The 24,485-nt window shown below is 62.8% G+C and carries 26 protein-coding genes; 12 read left to right on the top strand and 14 right to left on the bottom strand.

Annotated elements, in window-relative coordinates; all coding sequences use genetic code 11:
- The first annotated feature begins 9 nt into the window (after nucleotides 1-9).
- Nucleotides 10-663: an enolase-like domain-containing protein gene (locus tag J6497_RS25790; RefSeq protein ID WP_225707089.1), complete on the top strand. Its 654-nt coding sequence runs from the start codon at nucleotides 10-12 to the stop codon at nucleotides 661-663.
- Nucleotides 593-1,096, top strand: coding sequence for an enolase C-terminal domain-like protein (locus J6497_RS25785; protein ID WP_225707088.1), 504 nt, complete (start codon nucleotides 593-595; stop codon nucleotides 1,094-1,096). The genes J6497_RS25790 and J6497_RS25785 overlap by 71 nt, the downstream gene beginning before the upstream one ends.
- A gap of 94 nt (nucleotides 1,097-1,190) precedes the next feature.
- On the opposite strand, the gene J6497_RS25780 is transcribed toward J6497_RS25785, so the two are convergent.
- Nucleotides 1,191-2,690, bottom strand: coding sequence for an NAD(P)H-hydrate dehydratase (locus tag J6497_RS25780; RefSeq protein WP_225707087.1), 1,500 nt, complete (start codon nucleotides 2,688-2,690; stop codon nucleotides 1,191-1,193).
- 355 nt (nucleotides 2,691-3,045) lie between these two features.
- Here J6497_RS25780 and J6497_RS25775 point away from each other — a divergent pair, with 355 nt between their 5' ends.
- Both J6497_RS25775 and glnA read left to right on the top strand, forming a co-directional pair.
- On the top strand, nucleotides 3,046-3,384 hold the full coding sequence (locus J6497_RS25775; RefSeq protein WP_011441447.1) for a P-II family nitrogen regulator: 339 nt from the start codon (nucleotides 3,046-3,048) through the stop codon (nucleotides 3,382-3,384).
- Between the two features lie 150 nt (nucleotides 3,385-3,534).
- A complete protein-coding gene (glnA, locus tag J6497_RS25770; RefSeq protein ID WP_225707086.1) occupies nucleotides 3,535-4,944 on the top strand; it encodes a type I glutamate--ammonia ligase in 1,410 nt (469 codons plus the stop codon).
- Between the two features lie 83 nt (nucleotides 4,945-5,027).
- Here the strand turns inward: glnA and J6497_RS25765 are convergent, their stop codons facing one another.
- The 6 genes from J6497_RS25765 to J6497_RS25740 all read right to left on the bottom strand — a co-directional run bounded on the left by J6497_RS25765 (nucleotide 5,028) and on the right by J6497_RS25740 (nucleotide 11,078).
- Nucleotides 5,028-5,828, bottom strand: coding sequence for a class I SAM-dependent methyltransferase (locus tag J6497_RS25765; RefSeq protein ID WP_225707085.1), 801 nt, complete (start codon nucleotides 5,826-5,828; stop codon nucleotides 5,028-5,030).
- A gap of 106 nt (nucleotides 5,829-5,934) precedes the next feature.
- Nucleotides 5,935-7,359 (bottom strand): FAD-dependent oxidoreductase, encoded by a 1,425-nt coding sequence (locus tag J6497_RS25760; RefSeq protein ID WP_225707084.1) that lies wholly within the window; start codon nucleotides 7,357-7,359, stop codon nucleotides 5,935-5,937.
- Between the two features lie 53 nt (nucleotides 7,360-7,412).
- Nucleotides 7,413-8,411, bottom strand: a complete 999-nt coding sequence (locus J6497_RS25755; protein ID WP_225707083.1) for an ABC transporter substrate-binding protein — start codon at nucleotides 8,409-8,411, stop codon at nucleotides 7,413-7,415.
- 39 nt (nucleotides 8,412-8,450) lie between these two features.
- A complete protein-coding gene (locus J6497_RS25750) occupies nucleotides 8,451-9,461 on the bottom strand; it encodes an ABC transporter substrate-binding protein (RefSeq protein WP_225707082.1) in 1,011 nt (336 codons plus the stop codon).
- Nucleotides 9,442-10,233 (bottom strand): ABC transporter ATP-binding protein, encoded by a 792-nt coding sequence (locus J6497_RS25745; RefSeq protein WP_225707081.1) that lies wholly within the window; start codon nucleotides 10,231-10,233, stop codon nucleotides 9,442-9,444. The genes J6497_RS25750 and J6497_RS25745 overlap by 20 nt, the downstream gene beginning before the upstream one ends.
- Nucleotides 10,230-11,078: an ABC transporter permease gene (locus tag J6497_RS25740; protein WP_225707080.1), complete on the bottom strand. Its 849-nt coding sequence runs from the start codon at nucleotides 11,076-11,078 to the stop codon at nucleotides 10,230-10,232. The genes J6497_RS25745 and J6497_RS25740 overlap by 4 nt, the downstream gene beginning before the upstream one ends.
- A gap of 179 nt (nucleotides 11,079-11,257) precedes the next feature.
- Between J6497_RS25740 and J6497_RS25735 the strand changes: the two genes are divergently transcribed.
- Together J6497_RS25735 and J6497_RS25730 are read left to right on the top strand one after the other, a co-directional pair.
- Nucleotides 11,258-11,716, top strand: coding sequence for a MarR family transcriptional regulator (locus tag J6497_RS25735; RefSeq protein WP_225707079.1), 459 nt, complete (start codon nucleotides 11,258-11,260; stop codon nucleotides 11,714-11,716).
- A gap of 207 nt (nucleotides 11,717-11,923) precedes the next feature.
- Nucleotides 11,924-13,135, top strand: coding sequence for an ABC transporter substrate-binding protein (locus tag J6497_RS25730; RefSeq protein WP_225707078.1), 1,212 nt, complete (start codon nucleotides 11,924-11,926; stop codon nucleotides 13,133-13,135).
- Nucleotides 13,136-13,974: 839 nt separating this feature from the next.
- Here the strand turns inward: J6497_RS25730 and J6497_RS25725 are convergent.
- On the bottom strand, nucleotides 13,975-14,748 hold the full coding sequence (locus J6497_RS25725) for a gamma-glutamyl-gamma-aminobutyrate hydrolase family protein (protein WP_225707077.1): 774 nt from the start codon (nucleotides 14,746-14,748) through the stop codon (nucleotides 13,975-13,977).
- Nucleotides 14,749-15,008: 260 nt separating this feature from the next.
- On the opposite strand from J6497_RS25725, the gene J6497_RS25720 reads away from it, so the two are divergent.
- Entirely contained in the window at nucleotides 15,009-16,148 is a 1,140-nt protein-coding gene (locus J6497_RS25720; protein ID WP_225707076.1) for an AI-2E family transporter, read from the top strand.
- A gap of 6 nt (nucleotides 16,149-16,154) precedes the next feature.
- On the opposite strand, the gene J6497_RS25715 is transcribed toward J6497_RS25720, so the two are convergent.
- The 6 genes from J6497_RS25715 to J6497_RS25690 form a co-directional block, all read right to left on the bottom strand.
- Entirely contained in the window at nucleotides 16,155-16,451 is a 297-nt protein-coding gene (locus tag J6497_RS25715; protein WP_225707075.1) for an antibiotic biosynthesis monooxygenase family protein, read from the bottom strand.
- Between the two features lie 99 nt (nucleotides 16,452-16,550).
- Nucleotides 16,551-16,787: a hypothetical protein gene (locus J6497_RS25710; RefSeq protein ID WP_225707074.1), complete on the bottom strand. Its 237-nt coding sequence runs from the start codon at nucleotides 16,785-16,787 to the stop codon at nucleotides 16,551-16,553.
- A gap of 61 nt (nucleotides 16,788-16,848) precedes the next feature.
- Nucleotides 16,849-18,066: a GGDEF domain-containing protein gene (locus J6497_RS25705; protein WP_225707073.1), complete on the bottom strand. Its 1,218-nt coding sequence runs from the start codon at nucleotides 18,064-18,066 to the stop codon at nucleotides 16,849-16,851.
- 218 nt (nucleotides 18,067-18,284) lie between these two features.
- Nucleotides 18,285-18,761, bottom strand: coding sequence for a 30S ribosomal protein S9 (gene rpsI, locus J6497_RS25700; protein ID WP_225707072.1), 477 nt, complete (start codon nucleotides 18,759-18,761; stop codon nucleotides 18,285-18,287).
- A complete protein-coding gene (rplM, locus tag J6497_RS25695) occupies nucleotides 18,761-19,225 on the bottom strand; it encodes a 50S ribosomal protein L13 (protein ID WP_225707071.1) in 465 nt (154 codons plus the stop codon). Before rplM ends, rpsI begins: the two co-directional genes overlap by 1 nt.
- A gap of 158 nt (nucleotides 19,226-19,383) precedes the next feature.
- Nucleotides 19,384-19,812, bottom strand: a complete 429-nt coding sequence (locus tag J6497_RS25690; protein ID WP_225707070.1) for a PaaI family thioesterase — start codon at nucleotides 19,810-19,812, stop codon at nucleotides 19,384-19,386.
- A gap of 87 nt (nucleotides 19,813-19,899) precedes the next feature.
- Between J6497_RS25690 and J6497_RS25685 the strand changes: the two genes are divergently transcribed.
- The 5 genes from J6497_RS25685 (at nucleotide 19,900) to J6497_RS25665 (ending at nucleotide 24,431) form a co-directional block, all read left to right on the top strand.
- Nucleotides 19,900-20,721 (top strand): enoyl-CoA hydratase, encoded by an 822-nt coding sequence (locus tag J6497_RS25685; protein WP_225707069.1) that lies wholly within the window; start codon nucleotides 19,900-19,902, stop codon nucleotides 20,719-20,721.
- A gap of 118 nt (nucleotides 20,722-20,839) precedes the next feature.
- Entirely contained in the window at nucleotides 20,840-21,424 is a 585-nt protein-coding gene (locus J6497_RS25680) for a CoA-binding protein (RefSeq protein WP_225707068.1), read from the top strand.
- 152 nt (nucleotides 21,425-21,576) lie between these two features.
- Nucleotides 21,577-22,857, top strand: coding sequence for an O-acetylhomoserine aminocarboxypropyltransferase (locus J6497_RS25675; protein WP_225707067.1), 1,281 nt, complete (start codon nucleotides 21,577-21,579; stop codon nucleotides 22,855-22,857).
- 191 nt (nucleotides 22,858-23,048) lie between these two features.
- A complete protein-coding gene (locus J6497_RS25670; protein WP_225707066.1) occupies nucleotides 23,049-23,459 on the top strand; it encodes a hypothetical protein in 411 nt (136 codons plus the stop codon).
- A 21-nt stretch (nucleotides 23,460-23,480) separates the two neighbouring features.
- The gene (locus tag J6497_RS25665; RefSeq protein ID WP_225707065.1) at nucleotides 23,481-24,431 is read left to right on the top strand and encodes an NUDIX hydrolase; all 951 of its coding nucleotides are present in this window, start codon (nucleotides 23,481-23,483) and stop codon (nucleotides 24,429-24,431) included.
- Nucleotides 24,432-24,485: the final 54 nt, after the last annotated feature.

Genomic DNA, 24,485 nt, shown 5'->3' with positions numbered 1-24,485 from the left:
GAAACGACCATGAGCCAAACCATTCCAGCCATCCGTAGCGTCAAGGCGCGCGGCGTGGTCGTGCCGATCAAGCGTCCTGTGAAGAACGCCTTTGGCGTGATCGATTCGGGGCCGCTGGTCCTGATCGATGTCGAAACCGATCAGGGTGTTACCGGCCATTCCTACATCTTCGCCTACAGCAAGCCCACACTTAAACCGCTGGTTCACCTGATCGAGGAGACCGGGCGCGAGCTCGCAGGGAAATCCGTCGCCCCGTTCGACCTGATGAAAGCGATGGACGCCAAATTCCGCTTGCTCGGCTGGCAGGGCCTGGTCGGCATGGCCGTCTCCGGCCTCGACATGGCCTGTTGGGACGCGCTGGGGCAGGTCGCGAACAAGCCCGTTGTCGAGTTGCTCGGCGGCTCGGCACGCCCGCTCGCCGCCTATGACAGCTATGGCGTGGTCGATCCCACAGCCGATGAGCGGGCACTCCGCCGCTCGCTCGACCAGGGTTTTCGCGGCATCAAGGTCAAGGGCGGCGACGGCGATGCCGCCAATGACGAACGTGTGGTCAAGGGCGTGCGGGCCGTCATCGGCCCCGACATCGCCCTTGATGATCGACTTCAACCAGTCGCTCGATCCGGCGGAAGCAAGGCGCCGCATCGTCCGGCTTGCGCCCTATGACCTGCATTGGGTCGAGGAGCCGGTGCCGCAGGAAAATCTCTCCGGCCACGCCAGTGTCCGGATGGACTCAGCCATCCCGATCCAGGCCGGCGAGAACTGGTGGTTCCCGCGCGGCTTTGCCGAGGCGATTTCGGTCGGCGCCAGCGATTTCATCATGCCCGACCTGATGAAGGTCGGCGGCATCACCGGCTGGCTGCAGGTTGCGGGCCAGGCCGACGCCGCCTCGATCCCGATGTCGAGCCATCTGTTTGCGGAAGCAAGCGCACATGTGCTCGCGGTGACACCGACCGCGCATTGGCTCGAATTCCTCGATCTCGGCGGCGCCATCCTGGCCAAGCCGGCCGAGGTCATCGACGGCGCAGTCACCGCCCGCGGCCCGGGTCTTGGGATCGAATGGAACGAGCCGGCGGTGGCGAAATATCAGGTGACGTAGTCTGTAGGATGGGTAGAGCGAAGCGAAACCCATCACCTCCGCCGCGGATGCAGATCGATGGGTTTCGCTTCGCTCTACCCATCCTACAGCACCCTCAATACTCAATCCCGAGTCCATCATACACGCGGCGGAATACCGGCGGCAGCGTCTCGGGAAGGTCTTCCGCGATCAGACCCGGCCCCGCTTCCGCCGCGGCTTCACCGTGCATCCAGGCGCCGATGCTGGCGCCCTCGAAGGCGGGCACGCTTTGCGCCAATAGCCCTGCGATGATGCCGGACAAGACGTCGCCGGCGCCGGCGGTGGCGAGCCATGGCGGCGCGTTGGCGGCGATGGTGGCGCGGCCATCGGGCGCGGCCACCACCGTGTCCGGTCCCTTCAGCAATACCACCGCGCCGGAGCGCTCGGCGGCGGCGCGCACGCGCTCGAGCTTGGAGCGACCGGGATGTTTGTTGCTGATGTCGCTGAAGAGCCGCGGGAACTCGCCCTCATGCGGCGTCAGCACGACACCCGCGCCATCGGATGCCTTGATCGCCTCGAACAACCGCTCCGGCGCATCGGCAAAGCTGGTCAGCGCGTCAGCGTCCAGCACCAGGTTACGCTTGGCCGCGAGCGCGGTGTGGACGAAATCGCGCGTGCGCGGACCAATGCCGGCGCCGGGCCCGATCATGCTCGTGTTGAGCCGCCTGTCGTTCAAGAGGTCAGCGAACTGGATCACATTGTCGACCGCGCGCACCATCACCGCCGTCAGCGCCGCGGCGTTCACAGTGAGCGCATCGCTGGGCGAGGCCAGCGTCACCAGGCCCGCTCCTGCCCGCAGCGCGCCGCGCGCGGCAAGCCGCGAGGCGCCGGTAGCGGCGATATCGCCGGAGACGGCAAGCACGTGTCCGCGGGAATATTTGTGACCGTCGATCTTCGGCACCGGGAACGCGTGCTGCCAAGTCGACGGAACATTCTCGAAGGTTGCGGGGCGGATTTCCTCGAGCACCTTCGGATCGATGCCGATGTCGGCGACGCGCACGCGGCCGCAATGCACCCTCCCCGGCAGCAAGAGATGCGCCGGCTTGCGGCGGAAGAAAGTCACGGTCTCGGTGGCGCGGATCGCAATCCCCATCGGGGCGCCGGTGGTGCCGTTGATACCGCTCGGCAGGTCGACGGCAAGCACGGGCGCGCCATGGGCGTTGACGGACTCGATCATCTCATAGGGCTCGCCCTTCACGGGACGGTCGAGCCCGGCGCCGAACAGCGCATCGATGATCAGCGCGGGCTTTCCGATCGCCTGCGGGTTGAACGGCAGCACCGGATACTTCCAGCCGCGTGCGGCGAGCGCCGCGTCGCCCTTGAGGCTGTCGCGCTCGCACAACAGGATGACTGAGACCTCCCGCCCGCGTGCCGCGAGTTCAGCGGCGGCAACGAAGCCGTCGCCGCCGTTGTTGCCGCGGCCTGCCACCACCAGGATCGGTCCCTCCTCGGCCAGGTCCATGGCGGCTTCGGCGACGGCCTGGCCGGCACTCATCATCAGCGCAAAGCCGGGCGTGCCCTCGGCAATGGTCAGCCGATCGGCGCGTTCCATTTCAGCCGTGGTCAGGACTTCCATGCTGAATCCTCAATCTAACAGCCTTTTCGACAGGCAACTCGGGCGGCTCGCGTCCATCTTCCCCCTAGCGGTTGCACACCAATTCATCCGTTTGCCTATTTCTCAGGCTTCGGTATCATGGGCGCTCAGTCCAACCTTGTCTGTCTGCGCGTTAAAAGGCTGATAACATTCCGAAATCAGGGACGTTTACAAGTTGGCATAGACCCTGCTTTTGAGGAAGCCGCTCAGGACGGCCGCACCGCGCGGCCCGACGGGCGTTTCCGGCTCCGCTGGAAGTTGAAGGATCGAACCGACTGCGCCGCGCGCATCGAACACACCTGCACTTTGTATTCTGGAACTGCCCGGGAGGCCCTCAGTGAAGAAAATCGAAGCCATCATCAAGCCGTTCAAGCTCGACGAGGTGAAAGAGGCGCTCCAGGAAGTCGGACTTCAGGGCATCACGGTCACGGAAGCCAAGGGGTTTGGACGACAGAAGGGTCACGCCGAGCTTTATCGCGGCGCGGAATACATCGTCGACTTCCTGCCCAAGGTGAAGATCGAGATCGTGATCGGTGATGACCTGGTCGAGAAGGCGATCGATGCGATCCGCCGCGCGGCCCAGACCGGCCGCATCGGCGACGGCAAGATCTTCGTTTCCAATATCGAGGAAGCGATCCGCATCCGGACCGGCGAATCCGGGCTGGACGCTATTTAGGCCGGGTGCTATCCGGAATCTTGCGACCCAAGAATAGAATAAGGCTGCCTTTGGCGGCCTGATTTCGTTTGCGTCATCGCACCAATTCGCCAAACGCGAGAATAACGTCGCTCACCCGGAAACCGACCCGCAAAGTCAAAAGGGATACTCATGAAGACCGCCAAAGACGTCCTGAAATCGATCAAGGACAACGACGTCAAATACGTCGATCTTCGCTTCACCGATCCGCGCGGCAAGTGGCAGCACGTGACCTTCGACGTCGGCATGATCGAAGAGGACACCTTCGCCGAGGGCCAGATGTTCGACGGCTCCTCGATCGCGGGCTGGAAAGCGATCAACGAGTCCGACATGTGTCTGATGCCCGATCCCGTCACCGCGACGATCGACCCGTTCTTCGCCGAGACCACGATGGTCATCATTTGCGACGTGCTCGAGCCGACCACCGGCGAGCCCTATAACCGCGATCCACGTGGCATGGCGAAGAAGGCGGAAGCCATGGTGAAGTCGATGGGCATCGGCGACACCGTCTATTTCGGCCCGGAGGCCGAGTTCTTCGTGTTCGACGACGTCCGCTTCTCATCCACCCCCTACAACACCGGCTTCAGGCTCGACTCCTCGGAATTGCCGACCAACTCCGACACCGAATATGAAGGCGGCAATCTCGGCCACCGCATCCGCACCAAGGGCGGCTATTTCCCGGTCCCGCCGCAGGACTCGGTACAGGACATGCGCTCGGAAATGCTCGGCGCCATGGCCAAGATGGGCGTCAAGGTCGAGAAGCATCACCACGAGGTCGCTTCCGCCCAGCACGAGCTCGGGATGAAGTTCGACACGATGACGCTGATGGCCGACCAGATGCAGATCTACAAATACTGCATCCACCAGGTCGCGCACATTTACGGCAAGACCGCCACCTTCATGCCGAAGCCGGTCTATGGCGACAACGGCTCGGGCATGCACTGCCACCAGTCGATCTGGAAGGAAGGCAAGCCGGTGTTCGCCGGCAACAAGTATTCCGACCTCTCGGAGATCTGCCTCTCCTACATCGCCGGCATCATCAAGCACGCCAAGGCGATCAACGCCTTCACGAATCCTTCCACCAACTCCTACAAGCGCCTGGTGCCGGGCTATGAGGCCCCCGTGCTGCTCGCTTACTCCGCGCGCAACCGCTCGGCCTCCTGCCGCATCCCGTACACGGCTTCGCCAAAGGCCAAGCGCGTCGAAGTCCGCTTCCCTGATCCGATGGCCAACCCCTATCTCGGCTTCGCCGCGATGCTGATGGCGGGCCTCGACGGCGTCAAGAACAAGCTCGATCCGGGCCCGGCGATGGACAAGGACCTCTACGACCTGCCGAAGGAAGAGCTGAAGCAGATCCCGACCGTGTGCGGCAGCCTGCGCGAGGCCCTCGAAAACCTCGACAAGGACCGCGCCTTCCTGAAGGCCGGCGGCGTGTTCGACGACGACTTCATCGATGCCTACATCGAACTCAAGATGACCGAAGTCGAACGATTCGAAATGACCCCGCATCCGGTCGAGTTCGACATGTATTATTCGCAGTAAGCTTTCACTGCCGCAACAATGCGAAAGGCGCTCCACATGGGGCGCCTTTTGTTATTCGGGTTACCCCTCATCTCGGTGGCCGGCTAGGGAACGACACCTCGGCAAGCCCACGCGACGTTCGCGAAGGACCTCGGGCCATCGGGCCGGCCGGCCTCGTAGGCATCGCGCACAGCGGCGGTGGTGCGCGCTCGCTCGGCGGCGTCGAGCGTTGCCATATACTTGCCGAGTGGCCCCTCGCCTGCGGCGATCGGCGCCCAGTAGTCGTCGAAGCTGAGGTAATCCATGCGGACCATCAGCTCCACGTCCGTTACGTCCGCGAGCCCCTGCTCAACGAACGTCCTCTTCATTTCGCCCGGCTGCATCATTGGCTGGAAGCAATAGCGATTGCGCAGCTCACGGCCGGCTTCGCTGAGTGCCGCCACCGTGTCGACCATCATACGCATGCCGGGCATGCCACCGAGATGATCCCACACGGTCGCCGCGACCACGCCGCCCGACCGAACGACGCGGCGCATCTCGGCGACGGCTTTGCCGGCTTCTGGAACGAAGTGCAGCACGAGCAGCGCCAAGGCGCGATCGAATGCGCCATCCTCGAAGGGTAACGCGCACGCATCCGCCTGCCGGATCTTTATCCGCGGATCGATGTTGCGCCGGATGGCTTCCTCGACAAAGACTGGCGAATAGTCGATCGCGGCAATCTCGCGAAGGTCGGCGGACCTGGTGAGCGCGAAGGTCAGGCTACCGGTCCCGCAGCCAACGTCGAGAATCTTTTCGCCGTCGGCAACCCCCGCAAAGTCAATGAACATGGGCGCGAGTTTCTGGCTCCAACGGCCCATGAGCTGCTCATAGCCGGCGGCGTTCTGGACGTTGAATTCTGAGGTCATCGAAACCTCTGTGCGCTCGGCAAATGCTTAGACCTTGCAGCGGTAGTTGCCAAGACGCCAAAGCATCGCACCGCCTTCTTACGCCACGTCGTCGACCACTTCCGTCTTAGAAATACGGCGTGGTCCACTCAAGCTCCTTCGGCTTGATCTTTTTCTCGATGCAGCGCGCGGCGGCGTAGCCGGAGATCTCCCCGGTCTGCGTGCACCAGGGAAAGTTGCGCATCACCATGAACAAGGTGCGGTATTCGAACGACAACGAAGCGCCGGTCAGGATCATGTTGTTGATCTTCTTCGGAAGGAAACTGCGGAACGGCACCTCGAATTCGTGCTTTTGGAAACCTTCCCAGAAGAATGTCTTGGTCATCGGTGCGCTGATCGCGTCGCGGAAGCGACGGCCGGCTCGCACGTCCTCGATATTGACCACGTATTCGCCGATCGGATGGCGGCCGTCGCGCACGCCGACGAAGCGTCCGATATTGGCGATCGTCGCATTTTCGAATCCGGGCACGTATTTGCGCAGAAACTGCGCTTCGGCATTGATGAATCCGCGGAGCTCGCGTTTCGCCCTGGCGTGATCGACCACGTTGTCGTCCATGTGTAGCGCCCATTCATAGGGCACGTTCTGCCACAGCACATAGGTGCCGTCGGCCGTCATGGGGCTCATGTCGAGCGTTGGATGCCCGATATAGGCTTCGCCATAGACATCCCCGCCCGCCATCCGCGGTCGATACACGCCCTCCGGCAGGTCGCCGGCGGCAGCGGCTTCCGCCATCACCTTTTGCAGCACAGGATCCTTGGCCGTCTCCTGATGCGCGGTCAGGCGCTTCAGGTCGATGCCGTTCATGATCCACAACAGCCCGCCGGGGATCGGCCGTTCGACGCCGTCCCAGCCGTTGCCATGTGGTTGCGGGCCGCCGCCGCGGACGAACGGCGCGCCGGAGCGCGCGACCAGTTCGCCGGTGCCGCTACCCTCGATGAAGATCTTGCCAGCGATGGCTTGGAGGCCGCTGGCGTTCTCGACCAGAATGGCCTTGATCGTGCCGTCGCCGGGGCCATCGTGCTCCACGATCGCATCGACGAAGGTGGTGCCGTACAGCGCGTTGACCCCAGCCTGCTTGAGCATTGTTGCCATCACGCAGCCGGCGCCTTCCGGATTGAACGACATCCGCCGGAAGGGGCTGCCGGGTGGCTTCTTGCGCTCGTAGTGCGAAAGCGGATTGCCGGCCCAACCGGAATGAGTGCTCTCTGTCGCGGTGTAGATGTGGCCTTCTGCGGCGAACCGCTCCATCAGCTCGGTGTGGATGCCGCCGATGCCGGCGTCGGCGGCGCCCTGCAGACCCGAGGTATGCACGCCGCCTGGCATGTCGAAGCGCTCGACCATGATCGTGCGTGCGCCCATCCGTGCCGCCTGCAGCGCGGCAGCGAATCCGCCGGGACCGCCGCCAACGACAACGACGTCGGCCTCAAAGGCGATTGGAACGCGATAATGGCGGCTGATGGCGGGCACGGCAATCTGGCTCCGATCGGTCATGTAGGTACTTTTGTTGCGGCGCCGCGGCGCGACGCGAGGAGGCGGCGATTAACTCAGCCGACGAAGAAGCTCGCATCCACGGGCTTCGGCAGATCCTTCTCCGCCACCAGGATTTCGCTGCTGCGGATGATCGCTTGGCGCGACTTCGGATCGGCCATCGACTCGAAGCGATATCTCAGCCGTCCCGATTGCGTCGCCTTGACCAGCGTGCTCGCTGGCAGCCGCGTCTCCTTCTCGGCGGCCGCATAGGCGCCCTGCGGGTCGGCTTCCATTGCGGCAGCAGCATCGGCGAAGGTTCTGTACAGCCGCTCTGCGATGCCGGGATGCTTGTCGAGCGCGTCCTGACGGATCGCGAGGCCGAGGAATGGCATCACCGTGCCTTCGTGCTTTTCATACGCCTCGCCCATGTTGAGCAGGACGCGCAGCTTCGGGTTCTTGCTCATGCCGATAGCGACGCTCGGCTCCCAGGTCATCGCCGCGTCGGCACGGTCGGCCAGTACCAGAGTGACGCCGCCGAGCGGATGGTCGACGGTCTGGATCGAGGTCTCCTTTTCGAGATCGATGCCGTAGAAACTGCGCACCAGCGACTTCATGAGGCGGAAGGTGCCCGACGAGGTCGGCGCGGCCAGGGTCTTGCCGCGCAGATCCTCGACCGAACGGATGCTGTCCGAGGTGGTGACGATGTTGAGCAGATTGCCGGGATTGATGCCGCACAGGTACTTTACGGGCACACCGGCGAAGGCACGCACGGCAAAGGTGTCCCAGCTTCCGAAGCACATATCGAACCCGCCGGCGACGAAGTCGCCGTAATAGGTCGTCAGCGACGAATACGGAATTGGCGGTGCCAGCGCCACACCGTTCTTGCGGTCGAAGCCCTTGGCCAGCGTGCACTCCATGAACGCCGGCACAAAGCCCGGGGTGAACGTCGCCCAAGTCAACTTCGGCACATCAGTCAACTTCGGCAGATCGTCCGAGCGCGCGGCGCCCGGCAGCACGGAGGTCGCAGCGGTCCCCGCCAGCGTTTGCATGAAATGCCGTCTCGAGACAGCCATCTGAATCTCTTCTTCTGCGGTGGATGGTTTCGGCTGTTGTCAGGCGGCGAAGAAACCCGGCTCGGCCTTACGCGACAGCACGCTCTGCCGGGTCAGGATTTCGGAAGCCGTAATGATGGTGGCCTGCACCTTCGGATCGCTCGCAGCGCCGTAGGCAAGCTTGAACCGGCCAGATGCGCGGGCGATCTTCAGCGTCTCGACATCGATCTTGGTCCGCGGCGCGTATTTGGCAGCGATCGCATCGAATTCAGATTCGATCAGCCCCGCGCATTCGCCGAACGCCGCATTAAGCTTGACGCCGAGGCCCGGATTCGTGTCGAGGATTTCCTGTCGGACGTTGACGCAGAAATACGGCAGATCCGAACCCGTCTTGTCATGAAAGGCCTTGCCGGCGCTGAAGATCACGCCGAGATCAGGACGCTTCTGCATGCCGTTGCTGATCATCGGTTCCCAGGCGACCGCGGCGTCGGCCCGCTCGGCAATCACCAAAGTGACGCCCTGCGCCGGATTGTCGGCGTTCTGCACCTGCGCGATCTCTTCGATGTCCGCCCCGGCAGTCTCCTTGATCATCGCGCGTGTCATCCGGTACACGCCTGACTGCTGCGGCGCCGCGATAGTCTTGCCTTTCAATTCCGCGATCGACTTCGGACCGCCTTTGGCGGCGACGATGCCGATCATATCTGCGGTCATCAGCGTGCACAGCAGCCGGCACGGTACACCGCCGTGATAGCGCGTCAGGATCGGATCCCAGCTCGCGATGATCAGATCGGAACTGTTGGCGACGAAATCGTTGAAAAGCGTGCCAATCGACGCATTCAACACTGGCTCGCCAAGACGGAATCCGTGCTTCTCGTCGAGCTTGCGTTCGCGGATCACGTCGTAGAACACAGTGGTAAATCCGGGCGTCGCGGTGCCACAACGGATTTCCATCGGGCCTCGCGCTCGCAACAGCGTGGGCGCGGCGGCCAGAAGGCCGGCGCCGGCAGCGATTCCGCTGAGCACGACGCGCCGGGACGGTCGCACGTATCCGTCAGCTCTCGTCGGCTTCATCTTTTCCTCCTAACGCTGTTTCAATCTGCGCCCGACATTGATCGCGGGTCTGTTGGTCGATGCGCGCCTCCGCGAGCGGCATTTCCAGCATGATGCGTGCGCCAGGGCCGAGCACGATGACACGATCGGCCATTTCGAGCGCGTCATCGATCCGATGCGTGACGATCAGACAGGTCTTGCCGAACTCGCGCGCGACCTTGCAGAAGTCCCGGCGCAGCGTCCTCGAGGTGACGTGGTCGAGCTGGCTGAACGACTCGTCGAGCAGGATCAGTTCGGGGTCGACCGCCAGCGCCCGCGCCAGCGAGACGCGCTGGCGCATGCCGCCGGACAATTGGTGTGGATACTTGTCCTCCGCCCCGGCAAGATTGACGTTGGCGAGCCATTCGATCGCTTTCGCGCGTGCGCGCTTACGGTCCTCGCCGAGAATCAACAGGCCGAGTTCGGCATTCTCCACCGTGGTCCGCCACGGCAGCAGCCGATCATTCTGAAACGCGACCGACAGTCTACCCTTCAGCGATTTGAATTCCTTGAACGGATCGGCGCCCGCGACTCTGACCGCACCGGCGTCGATGCCGGTCGTACCCATGATGATGTTGAGCACAGTCGTTTTGCCGGCTCCGGTGCGCCCAAGCAAAGTGACGATCTCGCCGCGAGCGACATCGAAGCTCAGATCGTCGACGACCCGATGGCCGCTGAAGTCCTTGCGCACTCCGCGCAGCGAGATCACGGGGGCTCCGACTACGGAGCCCAGGTCTGTCGGACGCATGTTCATCGGACCGCCGTCTCCTGGCGCCAGCCGAGCACCGCCTTCTCGATCGCGGTCACCAAGAGCTGCAGCACAATGTTCAGGACGACCAGGAAGAACGTCCAGGCCAGCACTTCGTCGATGTGGAACGTCGATTGTGCGAGCCCCATGCGCGAGCCGACGCCGAGCGCGGACGCCACCAGCTCCGCGAAGATCACCATGCGGGTGGCATAGCCGATCACCGATTTGGTGGTCAGGATCACGTAGGGCACGAGGTGCGGCACGATCAAATAGCGCAACGTCTGCAGTTGCGAGGGGCGAAAGCTCTCGATCATATCGACGAGATCCTTCGGCAGCGCGCGGAAGCCGTCATAGATGCTGAGCGCATAAAACGGCATCAGGATCATAATCAGGATGAAAAAGATTCGCGTCTCCGGATTCTTGAACCAGAACACCGCGAGCAGGATCCAGGATAATGCCGGGATTCCGGTGTCGATCACCACAAGCGAGCGGATGAACGGCCGCAGCAGCGGCGACAACGCCATCAGCAGGCCGAGCAGCACACCGGCCACCAGCGAGAACGACAGCGCCGCCGCGAGCCGGCCGAGCGTTGCGAACACGTGGATGTAGTCCGTATTGGCTAGCCGCCAGATCGCCGCAGATACGGCTTCAGGCGACGGCATGATGTAGTCGGGGACGTACCAGCTCGCGACCTCCATCGCCGCGATCAGCAGCAGCACCACGATAGTTGTCGCCGCAGTCTCGCGTACGGTCGATCGTGCCAGCAGATTCGCGGCGCGCGCAGCAAACCGGCTACCCGGTACGGTGCGCCGATGCGCGGCCTCGATCACCTGATCGTTGAACCCTTGCAACTCGTGCTCTCCTCCCCGGTGTCGGTACCTGGCGGCCCGATCCGCAATTTTCCTCAACTTAATATGTTAACTTGAGGCGTCAAGGCGAGCTTGGCATAATTCGATTCTCCAAAGGCAAAGGACCCCGAGTGCCCCTCCGCACACGAACCACGCGAAAACACGAGGACGAGCTCGCCGGGGTGGCCGAAGCCACAACGATCCCGTTCGAACGCGCCCTGCCCGTCGGACTGCTGCGCGCCCGGGAGGCGGTGATGGTTCATATGCGCCCAATCCTGCGGGCGCACGGCACCACGGAACAGCAATGGCGTGTGCTGCGCGCGCTCAACGATGTGCAACCGATGGACAAGACGACGCTGACAAATCACGCCGCCTTGCTGATGCCGAGCCTGCTGCGCATTCTGAAGGACCTCAAGCAAGCGGGACTGATCCGGCTGGTTCGTTCTCAGACCAATCGGCGATTGACGGGCGTGATCCTGACGCCGCGCGGCGCCGCCTACGTCGCGGTCGTCACCGCCGCGCTCGCACAGAAGAGCATCATTCTGAAGCAGGTGATCGGGCAAGACACGGTGGAGCAGTTGCTGGATTTGCTGCGGACGGTTGAGCTACGGCTTTCGACGATCAAGACAGGATCGGACTAACCTCTTGAGCCGCTGACTTGGTGACGCTGTCTCCGGTGTCTCACTGAACTTGATATTGCCATGTCTCGTTCTCAGCTCCATCGCGCGCACTGAAGCAGCAGGGCTCATAGCGCCTATGTGGATTGTTTCCACTGCCCTCTGACGGATGACTTGCAGAACCGTCGGTGACAACGCAAACTGCAACAAAACAAAAAAGGGAGTGAAAAGATGAAACGGCGCACATTTCTTGGTGGGCTTGGTGCCACAGTCTTCTCGCCGGCGATTGTCCGCGCCGCCGGGGACACGGCGTTAAAATTCGGTGTCCTGACCGACATGAATGGCCTGTTCGCGGACAATAGCGGCAAGGGATCGGTGGCGGCCGCGCAATTGGCGATCGAGGAGTGTGGCGGCAGCGCCCTGGGCAAACCCATCGAACTGATTTCAGCCGATCACCAGAACAAGCCCGACCTCGGCGGCAACATTGCGCGCCATTGGTATGATCAGGATGGCGTCGACGTCATCCTCGACGTGCCGGTGTCGTCCGTATGTATGGCGGTCCAGAACTTCGCCAGGGATCGAAACAAGATGTTCATCACGTCCGCCGGAGGGTCGGCGGATCTGAGCGGAAAGCTATGTTCTCCCAACTTTATCCAATGGACCTATACAACCTACGCGCTCGCGAACGTGGCCGGCAAAGCGTTGCTCAAACGTGGCAGCGATACGTGGTTCTTTGTCGTTGCCGACTATGCGTTCGGCCATGCGCTCGAACGCGATGTTACGGAAGTCGTGACCAGGGGCGGAGGGAAATCACTGGGGCATGCGCCGCATCCAATCAACACAGCAGATTTCAGCTCGGTTCTTTTGACGGCCAAGTCGTCGGGCGCGAAAGTCATCGCACTGGCGAACGCTGGCGCGGATACTCAGAACGGCATCAAACAGGCCGAAGAATTTGCCCTCACCGGCGGCGGTCAACAGATGATCGCTCTCTTGATTGACGTCAATGACATCCAAAGCATTGGTCTGAAGAGCGCGCAGGGCCTGCTCGCGACAATCGGATTCTATTGGAACATGGATGACCGGACGCGCGAATTTGCCAAGCGCTATGCCGCCAAGATGGGAAAACCGCCGAGCATGATGCAGGCGGGCGTGTATTCGTCCGCGTTGAACTACATCAAATCGGTTCAGGCCGCGAACACCAAGGATCCTGCCGCAGTCGTCAAGGATTTGCAGGGCCGCACCTTCAATGATGCGTTCGCACGAAACGGCAAGCTTCGCGCTGACAACCTGATGGTGCATGACATGTATCTCGCCGAGGTCAAGAAGCCGAGCGAGGTGTCCGACCCTTCGGATGTTTTCAGGATACTCGCGACCGTCGAAGGCAAAGACGCATTTCCGCCGCTATCGAGCAGTGCTTGCCCGATGGTGACAGCGCAGAAGTAGCGCGGCAGTCAACGATCGCGCCAGCTAGCTGCAGAACTGCTCGAATCTGGTGCGATCGATCGCAAGCCGCCTTCATTGATCGCGATGATTTGAGTGCGACAAAACAACCCGACGGGCAAATCACCAAAAGTCTGTCCAGACTATCAGCGAAAAATATTCTACTTCCGTCGTCGGGCAAATCAGTGATTTAACTCCGCGCGTCTCACGGCGGATGAGGGGCGGCTCGCGATCGTCACGAACGTTGCGGTGAGATGCGGTGGACGCGGGTGTTGCGACTGACGAGCGTGACTATCCGTGGACGGCGAAGTCGTGTGGTTCTGGCGCCCCGACGCTGGCGCTAAGTTTTTTGCGCGAAGAAATTCGCGCGAGAGGCGACGGTGGCAAGAAAGCCCGGTCACCGGGAAGAGCACGAAGTAAGCCGTAAACCACTGCGCAGGGAAAGCCGGTGTTGCTCCGGTTGACCTGTGGTCCTACCCCCGTGCTTTTTGTTGCACGGGGCCCACGGGTGCAGCCGGCACCCGGCTTTCCCTGCGCCCTCTATCCGATGAGAGGGCGGAACGAGACGCAAAGCTCGGGCGAAACGCGCCGCGAGAATGCGGACTCACATCCACACGCTGTTTGAACCAAACGTAGGATGGGGTAGAGCGAAGCGAAACCCATTATTCGCGCGGCTTGCTCCGAAGCCGATGGGTTTCGCTTCGCTCTACCCATCCTACCGGGGCGGCGTACTGGATCGTCCGCCGGAGCCTGTCATCGGGCGCCGCGTTGCGCCGACCTGGTTGCGGACGATGACAGCCGAGAAGCTGTTTGACAATTGAATCAGATTCATCCCGGCGCCACTACGCCGCCGCCCGCTGCCGCTCGCGCAGCGCGGCACCGAAAGCTTCGAACAGCTTCCTGTTGATCGGGTTGCGTTGCGGGTCATACTCCGCGTGCCACTGCACCCCGAGCGCAAAGCTCGGCGCGTCGGCGATGCGGATCGCCTCGATGGTGCCGTCCTCGGCGAGGCCTTCGATCATGACGCGTTCGCCGGGCTCCAGGACGCCCTGCCCATGCAGCGAATTGACGCGGATGATCTCGCAACCCAGGAGCGTTGCGAACACCCCGCCGGGCGTGAGCTTGACGTCGTGACGGTCGGCGAACACCACCAGCGGGTCCGGATGGATTTCGCCGTTCTCGAGCCGCGGCATGCGATGGTTTATGCGTCCGGGCAGTTCACGGATCTCGGGATGCAGCGAGCCGCCGAAAGCGACGTTCATCTCCTGCAGTCCACGGCAGATGCCGAACAGCGGGATGCCGCGCGCGACACAAGCCTCCGCGAGCGCCAACGCGACCTCGTCACGGTGGATGTCGTAAGGCTCGTGACTGATATGCGGCTCGCAATTGAACCGGGTCGGGTGGACATTGGCACGTGCCCCGGTCAGGACCACGCCGTCGACCACGTCGAGCAAAGCGCCGACATCAGTGATTTCAGGCGAACCTGCGAACATCAGCGGAACGGCGCCCGCGACGTCGGTGATCGCGCGCAGGTTGCGCTCCCCCACCATCTGAACCGTGAAACGATCTTCGATGCGATGGGCGTTTCCGATCACGCCGACCACGGGCCGTCTCATTGTTCAGTATCTCGCGTAGGAATGATTTTCTATGTTTGTCACGGTTCCGAGGCGATAATGCTCCCGATTTCGCCGGTAATCAACATACTGTGCCCGCGGATCACATCGGCGTGGTGCGCAGGCCGGGAGCAGATAGCGCCTTCGTGACCCCGAACCGGGCGCTGTCCGGCCGGCCATCGCCCGCGCAGGACAGCGGCAAACCGGCACATGTGCCGCGGCTTGATCCTGGTGGAATGTTGACGCCAAAGTGAGAACAATCGATGCGCGAAGGAATCAATGTGAGACTACCGGGCGGCGACCATCTTCGGGCCCGCAGCGACTTGGCGTGGGCGATCAGCGTCGGCGGCATCGCCATCGTGCTGTTCGCGGCGCTGCTCGCCCTTGCCTGGCATTACGCGGCGACACTGTTCCTGATCTTCGCCGGGGTCCTGCTCGGCGTGGCGCTCAACGCCCTCACCAATCTGCTCGGCCACATGGTCAAGCTGCCGCATGCGCTGCGGCTGACCATCGTCTGCCTCGCGCTGGCGGCGCTGTTGTCAGGCGTCGTCTTCCTCGGCGGGGCCACCATCGCCCAGCAGGCCTCCGCGCTCAGCGACACCATCAAGTCGCAACTGGTGTACGTGAAATCCCTCCTCGAGCAGCACGGTGTCGACACCAGCTATCTCGATTTCAGCAACCAGTCTTCCGTACCGACGGACTCGTCGACGCCAACGACGCCGGGCGCAGCGGCAACCCACAGTCTCCCAAGCGCCGGCGCGCTCGCCTCCAGCGGTGGCGCGATCATCAGCCAGACCCTCAAGGTGCTGCTCGGCACCGTGAGCGCGGTCGGCAACTTCTTCATCGTGCTGTTTCTCGGCCTTGCCTTCGCCGCCCAGCCCAGCGTCTACCGCGCCGGGCTGTTATTCGTGATGCCGGCCAGGCATCGCGAGCAGGCCACCATCATCGTCGACCGTATCGGTGACACGCTGGAGCGCTGGCTGATCGCCCAGATCATCACCATGGGCGCGGTGTTCTTCGTCACCTGGATCGGGCTTTCGATCATCGGCATCCAGAGCTCGTTCATCCTGGGGATCCAGGCCGGCCTGCTCGCCTTCATTCCGACGGTGGGCGCGATCCTGGGCGGATTGATCGTGGTGCTGGCAAGCCTTGCCTCGGGCTGGATCGCGGCGCTCTCCGCCTTCCTGCTGTTCCTCGGCGTGCACGCGATGGAGAGCTACATACTCACCCCGATCATCCAGAGGCAAGCGCTGGATATTCCGCCTGCCACGCTGTTTGCGTTCCAGATCCTGCTTGGGGTGGTGTTCGGGGTCTGGGGGCTCGCGCTTGCGCTCCCCCTGATGGCGATCGCCAAGGTCATGATCGACCACTTCAAGGCCAAGGAGCCGGCTGTGGCCGCGTGAGCGACCTCAGGCCGTCACCACGATCTCGGTATGCTCGACCTCCGGCGGCGCGGCAAAGAACGGCCCGACCAGCGCGCGCCAGGCGGCGAAATCTTCCGAGCTGCGGAAATCGACGGTGTGGTTCTCCAGCGTCTCCCACTTCGCGACCAGCCGGTAGCGCGACGGCTTCTCGATCGACCTGTGCAGCTCGAAGCCCTTGCCGCCCTTGGCGCGCAGAAACAGCGGCCGCGCTTTCTCCACCGCGGCTTCGAAATCTTTTTCGCTGCCTGGCTTGACGTCGATGAGTGCAATTTCGGTGACCATTTTGGGCTTCTCCCTGGAAAGAGCCCGTCTCTAGCTCAGCTTAGGGAAAAGAAAAAGGCGCCTTCCGGCGCCCTCACCTATGCGGGATGTACCGTCAGCCTAGTTGAACACGAGCACCGTGCCGAGGACCATCAGCGCAATGCCCACAAACATCAGCATCGGCCAAGGGCTGCGCGGGCGGCCGTAGCGGCCTTGGGCGCGGCGCTCGGCGATCAGCGCGGTCTCGTATTCATCCGAAGTCGAGAACAGGCAGCCGAATCCACCGCGAGCCGTGGCGGCAGCAGCTTCGAGCGACAAAAAGGCGGATTGGGCGTTGTGAAGGCGGGTCGATTCCATACCCGGGATGATAAGGAATCGAATGGTAAATGGAATCTTACCCGCATCCCTCAAATCGCTCTCACGCCGCGATCGGCCGCTCGCGCGCCTGTGCTGCAAGGCCGGCGGTCTTGCGTCGCCAGTTCTCCAGCGACAGCGGCAACTCCTCTGCGGCCTCGACGCGGTTACGGCCGCCGCGCTTGGCCTGATAGAGCGCGGTATCGGCGGCAGCCAGCAGCACCTCGAGCTCGGTGCCGGCCGGCCCGCCGGCAACGCCGACGCTGACGGTAGTATCGACCGGGCCTTCGTCGCAGACGATGCCGGAGGCCTGGAAAGTCTCGCGCACGCGTTCGGCGGCGAGCACGCCCTCCTCCAGCGAGCACGGCAGCAGCGCCGCGAATTCCTCACCGCCAATGCGGCCGGAGAGATCGGTAAGGCGGAGGTTGTTGACAACGACGGCTGCGAACAATTTCAGGATCTCGTCGCCGGCAGGATGGCCGAAGCGGTCGTTGATCGACTTGAAGTGGTCGATATCGAAGATCATCACCGTCACCGGACGGCCGGCCTCGGCCTCGCGTTCGATCACCCGCGCGCAGGCCTCGGCAAAGCCGCGGCGGTTGAACATGCCGGTCAGGGGATCCATCGAGGCCGCCGTCTTGTGCGCGGTCACCTCGCGGTCCGACACCAGCATGAAGATCACGAAGACGGTGCCGATCGCATAGAGAATGAGCTCGACCGAGAACACCGTCAGCCAGATGCTGTCGCCGAACGCCGCATCGTGCGGACGCAGGAAATTGCCGAGCAGAATCGGCAGCAGCAACACGCAGCCATGCAGCACGGGCACCGCGAGTGCAGGCCAGCGCCGCTGCATTGCGCGCCGCCGCTCGCGCCACAATTCGGCCGCGGTGAGGCACGCGTAGATCGCAATGATCGCAGCACCGATGGTCAGCTTCAGCATGGGCTGCTCGGGAGGCAAGGTCAGCGCGGCGCCGACCCACACGATCGCGCCGAGCACGAGACCGGGGACATTCGGCTTGCGGCGATGGAACACGCGTGCGGCGTTCCACACCATGCCGCAGGCAATGAAGCCCATTGCATTCAGCGCCAGCGAGGCAATTTCGCCGAGCCTGGAGCCCGCGATCGTCGATGCCGCGACCGCGGCCGCGCCGAGGAGATACGCGCTGCCCCACCACGTCAGCGCCGGAATCTTCTCCTGATTGCCGAAGAACAGCAACATGGCGCCGAGCATTCCAGCCACCATCGTGGCAAACAGATAAAGCGTCGAAATATCGAACGACATAAGCCCTGCCTAGAGCGTGTGATGCCACGTTCTCAAAGGTGCGATCCAAGAAGGAGAGCGCCCATAAATATCGCTCAAGCTATGCCTTGCGCGTTGGCAATCCGTTTGCGTGCATACAAAAGTTTTCGAGAAAAACTGCGACAATTGATCCGCAAAGGCCCAGCAAAAAGGGCGCCTCGCGGCGCCCTTCGCAGTTGCTGCAAATTGCAATGAAGCGGTTAGCGCTTCGAGAACTGGAACGACTTGCGCGCCTTGGCGCGGCCGTACTTCTTGCGCTCGACCGTACGGGAGTCGCGGGTGAGGAAGCCGCCCTTTTTCAGGACGCTGCGCAGCTCCGGCTCGAAATTGGTCAGCGCCTTGGAGATACCGTGGCGCACCGCACCGGCCTGGCCGGACAGGCCGCCGCCGGTAACCGTGCAGATCACGTCATACTGACCGGCGCGTGCGGCGGCGACCAGCGGTTGCTGGATCATCATCCGCAGCACCGGACGGGCGAAATAGACTTCGACGTCGCGGGTGTTGACGGAGATCTTGCCGGAGCCCGGCTTGACCCAGACGCGGGCGACCGCGTCCTTGCGCTTGCCGGTGGCGTAAGCGCGGCCGTACTTGTCGACCTTCTTCACATATTTCGGCGCCTCGGGAGCCGCCGGCTTGAGCTGCGCCAGCTGGTCGAGGGACTGCATGGTATCGGACATCAGGCGGCCCTCATGTTCTTGCGGTTCGCGGAAGCGAAATCGATCTTCTCGGGGTTTTGCGCTTCATGCGGATGTTCGGCGCCGGGATAGACGCGCAGATTGCCCATCTGGATGCGGCCGAGCGGGCCGCGCGGGATCATGCGCTCGATGGCCTTCTCAACCACACGCTCGGGGAAGCGCCCTTCCAGGATCTGCTTTGCGCTGCGCTCCTTGATGCCGCCGATATAGCCGGTATGCTTGTGGTAGACCTTCTGGTCGCGCTTGCGACCGGTCAGCACGACGTGGGCGGCGTTGACGATGATGACGTTGTCGCCGCAATCGACATGCGGCGTGTAGGTGGGCAGATGCTTGCCGCGCAGGCGCATCGCGACCATGGTAGCGAGGCGCCCGACCACCACGCCCTTGGCGTCGATCACGACCCACTTCTTCTGCACCTCGGCGGGCTTGGCCGAAAAGGTTTTCATGTGAACTGTCCGTGGAAAGGAGTTTTCGGCGCAAAACCGCGGCGCCGGATTGGCGGCTTTCTAGAGAATCGAATGAAATTCGTCAATGCCGATTGATGCAATTTAGTACAATGGAAACAATAGCTTATAAATAAGGTGCGATAATACCTCTGGAAACCCTATTTGTTTGGAATGGAATAGGTCGCCGTCACATGCGCAATCGGATCCGGGGAATCGCCCGAAAGCAGGTTGACCTCCCCGACCGCCAGCCGCTTGCCGAGCTTCAGCAGCCTCGCCGCCGCCAGCACGTCCTGCCCCGGCTGGCCCTTGCGGAGGAAATTGATGTTGAGGTTGGTGGTGACCGCCAGGCCCACCGGGCCGATCGCCGACAGCAGCACCACATACATCGCGAAATCAGCCAGCCCCATCAGCGTCGGGCCCGACACCGTGCCGCCCGGCCGCAGCATCCTGTCGCTGTAGCGCTGGCGCAAAAGACAGGTCTCGCCGTCGGCGTTCTCGATGACGATGTCGTCCGCGCTGAACGCCTGGGGGAATTCCTCGCGCAGGAACCTTTCCAATTCAGCCACACTCATTTTCGCCAATGCCATGCCGTCCCCGCCCCTCGATTCAGTCCGCGTGTTACATTAAGTTGCGGCCAAGCCGTAATTGAAAAAAGCCTTAGTGGAAATTTGGAGATGCCCCAAGCCGCCCGCGCCACAGCGCCGCAACCGCCAATCCTCCTGCGCGAGCAGGTCGGCAGCATCGCCGTGCTGACGCTCAACCGCCCCGCCGCGCGCAACAGCCTCTCCGAAGGACTGATCGCCGAGTTGCATGGCGCGCTCAGGGAGATTCATGACGATGGCGCCGTGCGCGCTGTGGTCATCGCCGCCAACGGCACTGCCTTCTCGGCAGGCCATGACATGAAGGAACTCACCGCGCGCCGCAGCGATGCCGATCGCGGCCGCGTCTATTTCGCTGGCATCATGAACGCCTGCAGCGCCATGATGCAGGCGATCGTGCGTCTGCCGAAGCCGGTGGTCGCGGCCGTCCAGGGCGTTGCGACCGCAGCGGGCTGCCAACTGGTTGCGAGTTGCGATCTCGCGGTCGCCTCGGAAAGTGCGACCTTCGCGACGCCCGGCGTCGATATCGGCCTGTTCTGCTCGACACCGATGGTGGCGCTGTCGCGCAATGTTCCGCGCAAGCAGGCGATGGAGATGCTGCTCACGGGCGAGCCGATTTCGTCCGCGACCGCGCGCGACATCGGGCTCATCAACCACGTCGTAGCAGCCGGAACCGAACGGGATGCGGCGGTCGCGCTCGCCCAGAAGGTTTCGCTGAAATCCGCCTGCACCGTTAAGCTCGGCAAGGAGGCGTTCTACCGCCAGGCCGAAATGAGCCTCACTGATGCCTACCGCTACGCCGCCGAGGTGATGACCGAAAACATGATGGCCCGCGACGCCGAGGAAGGCATCGGCGCCTTCATCGAGAAGCGCGAACCGAAATGGCAGGATAAGTGATCCTCATCCTGAGGAGCCTGCGAAGCAGGCGTCTCGAAGGATGTAGGCCCGTCTGTGGCCTCATGGTTCGAGACGCGCGTAGCCGCACTCCTCACCATGAGGGTCGAAGGAATCGAAGATGAACCACGACACCTACCCCGATAATTACATCCGCGGCATCCTCAACAGCGTGAAGTCGATCGCGATGGTCGGCGCTTCGCCGGTCAATGTGCGGCCGAGCTATTTCGCCTTCAAATATCTGGCGGAGCGCGGCTACGACATGATCCCGGTCAATCCTGGCTATGTCGGCAAGAGCCTGCTCGGCAAGCCCTTCGTCGCGTCGCTCGCCGACGTCGGCCGGCCGATTGACATGATCGACATCTTCCGCAACTCCAGTCACATCATGCCGGTTGTCGAGGAGGCGCTCAGGCTGTCGCCATTGCCGAAGGTGATCTGGATGCAGCTCGGCGCGCGCGACGACGCAGCCGCGGCAAAGGCCGAAGCTGTTGGCATCAAGGTCGTGATGAACCGCTGCCCGAAAATCGAATATGGCCGGCTGTCGTCGGAGATTTCCTGGATGGGTGTCAATTCGCGCACGCTGAGTGCCAAGCGCGCACCGATGCCGACACAGGGCATGCGGCTGTCGCTGAACCGGATGAGCGTCGGCGGTGGCCAGACCGCGGCTTCCGATCGCGTCGCAAAGAACAAGACCGAGACGACGTGACGCAACAACGAAACAATTCTTTCGATATCGCGGCATAACGAAGCACGCTGTTTCGAACGCGCACGCAGCCCGCGATGCGCCTTGACGGCGGACATTGCTGCCATCAGCATGCCGCGCATTTCATTCCGACCCAAGCAGACAGGACACTTAGAATGACCGATCGCCTTCCGGGATTTTCGACCCTCGCAGTGCACGCGGGTGCGCAGCCTGATCCCACCACCGGCGCGCGGGCGACGCCGATCTATCAGACGACGTCATTCGTGTTCAACGACGCCGACCATGCGGCCTCGCTGTTCGGCCTGCAGTCGTTCGGTAACATCTATACCCGCATCGGCAACCCGACCAATGCTGTGCTGGAGGAGCGCGTCGCCGCCCTCGAAGGCGGCACCGCGGCGCTCGCGGTCGCCTCGGGGCACGCCGCGCAGGTGGTCGTGCTGCAGCAGTTGATGAAGCCCGGCGACGAGATCATCGCGGCGCGCAAACTCTATGGCGGCTCGATCAATCAGTTCACCCACGCCTTCAAGAGCTTTGGCTGGAACGTCGCCTGGGCCGATCCGGACGAGATCGAAAGCTTCGAGCGCGCAGTGACGCCGCACACCAAGGCGATCTTCATCGAATCGATCGCCAATCCCGCCGGCAGCGTCACCGATATCGAGGCGATCGCTGCGGTGGCGCGCAAGGCCGGCGTGCCGCTGATCGTCGACAACACGCTCGCGACGCCCTACCTCATTAAGCCGATCGACCACGGCGCCGACATCGTCGTGCACTCGCTGACCAAGTTCCTGGGCGGCCACGGCAACTCGCTCGGCGGCATCATCGTCGATGCCGGCACCTTCGACTGGTCGAAGGACAACAAGTATCCGATGCTGAGCGAGCCGCGCCCGGAATATCACGGCATCAAGATCCAGGAGACCTTTGGCAATTTCGCCTTCGCGATCGCCTGCCGCGTGCTGGGCTTGCGCGATCTTGGCCCGGCGCTGTCACCGTTCAACGCCTTCATGATCCTGACCGGCATCGAGACGCTGCCGCTGCGCATGCAGAAGCATTGCGACAACGCGAAAGCGGTCGCGGAATTCCTGGCAGGCCATCCTGCGGTAGCCTCGGTGAACTATGCGGGGCTGCCTGGCGACAAGTACAACAATCTCGCGCGCAAATATGCGCCGAAGGGCGCAGGCGCGGTGTTCACCTTCAGTCTCAAGGGCGGCTACGACGCCGGCGTCAGCCTGGTGTCGAACCTGCAGTTGTTCTCGCATCTCGCCAATGTCGGCGATACCCGCTCGCTGGTGATTCACCCGGCCTCCACCACCCACAGCCAGCTCGACGACGCCGCCAAGATCAAGTCCGGCGCCGCGCCAGACGTGGTCCGGCTCTCGATCGGCATCGAGGATAAGGACGATCTGATCACCGACCTCGATCAGGCGCTGCGGGCTTGATGTCTGCCTGTCATTCCGGGGGCGATGCGAAAGCATCGAACCCGGAATCTCGAGATTCCGGGTCTGGTCCTTCGGACCATCCCGGAATGACGCCGCATTTGGCATCACGGGTCTCTCATTAACGATCGTTCCGGCATAAACTGGCGTCGAAAGGCTCCGGTCGATTCGGGAGAGGAATGATGCTGCGCCTGATGTTGCCGCTTCTCGCTGCGGTGTTTGCAACAGAAACCGCCGTTACCGCCGACGGCCCGCTTGCAACCAAGCGCGCGGCCTACCGAGCCGCCCGCCAACTGCCGCCTGGCCTGCCGCACCCGCACTACAAGTATCGGACAACGGTGACATCCGCCCCCTACGTCCGCCGCGGTCGCCAGATTGTTGTAGCCGAACAGGATCCGGACGTGCTGTTCACGCCCGCCGCCGTGGTGCCTTACGTGCCGTTCGTCAATGGCGAGCCGATCCTGCCGGGCTCGTCGAGCCTGCCCGGCTATTACGGCAATCACTTCTCCTACAGCTACGACGGACCGTATTATGGGGGCCCCTACTACGGTGGTCCCTACTGGAATCGCTTGCCGTACGCCTGCGGCGTTTACGGCTATTGCTAGCCGCGACTACAGGACATCCGCGTGGCAAAGGTACCGCGAAAGGCCGAGACATCGATCGACGCGATCACCGCTGACCTCGTCGCCGTACTGGTCGCGGTGACCGAAGGCGAGCCCAAGATCATGACGATCGCGAATGCGACCGCGCTGCCGAGCGGCCCGTTCCAGTTCGGGCACCGTTCGCTACAGACCGGCTTGCGGGCCTGGGTCGAGGCACAGACCGGACACCCGCTCGGCTATGTCGAGCAGCTCTATACCTTCGCCGATCACGGGCGCACTGGTGATGCCAGGGCACCCCATCGCATTTCGATCAGCTATCTCGGCCTCACCCGCGAGGATCAGGTTCGAGAAGGCTCGGAGGGCCACTGGTCCGGTTGGTATGAGTATTTCCCGTGGGAAGATCATCGCGCCGGTACTCCGCCCCTGATCGCAAAGATCGTGACGCCCAGGCTCCGCGCCTGGGCGAAATCGGCGGAGAGCACCTCCATGCAGAAGGCGCGCTGGCAGCGCGCCGCCATCACCTTCGGCCTCGACGATCGCACATGGAATGAAGAGCTGGTGCTGCAGCGCTACGAGCTGCTCTACGAGGCCTCGCTGATCCCCGAAGCGGTTCGCGACGAGCGCACAGGAGACGCCGTCGTACCCGGCCGCGCCATGATATCGGATCATCGTCGCATTCTGGCCACCGGCATTGCGCGGCTGCGCGCCAAGATCAAATACCGGCCGGTCGTCTTCGAGCTGATGCCGGCCGAATTCACCCTGCTGCAACTGCAACGCAGTGTTGAGGCGCTTGCAGGCCGCACTGTGCACAAACAGAATTTTCGGCGCTTGATCGAGCAGCAGGAACTCGTTGAAGAGACAGGCGCAATGGCCGCCGACACGGTCGGCCGCCCGGCCAAGCTGTTCCGCTTCCGCCACGGCGTTGTCGCCGAGCGGGCCGTCGTCGGCACCAAGCTCCCGCTCTCACGCTCTTGACTTCCATTATGCTCAGGATAAGTATAAGGTTAAATATACTCAAGGAGAGCATAA

The organism is Bradyrhizobium cenepequi, from assembly GCF_020329485.1.
Lineage (GTDB): Bacteria > Pseudomonadota > Alphaproteobacteria > Rhizobiales > Xanthobacteraceae > Bradyrhizobium > Bradyrhizobium cenepequi.
Note: the sequence above shows the minus strand (reverse complement) of the source record. Positions and strands in the feature narration are given on the sequence as shown.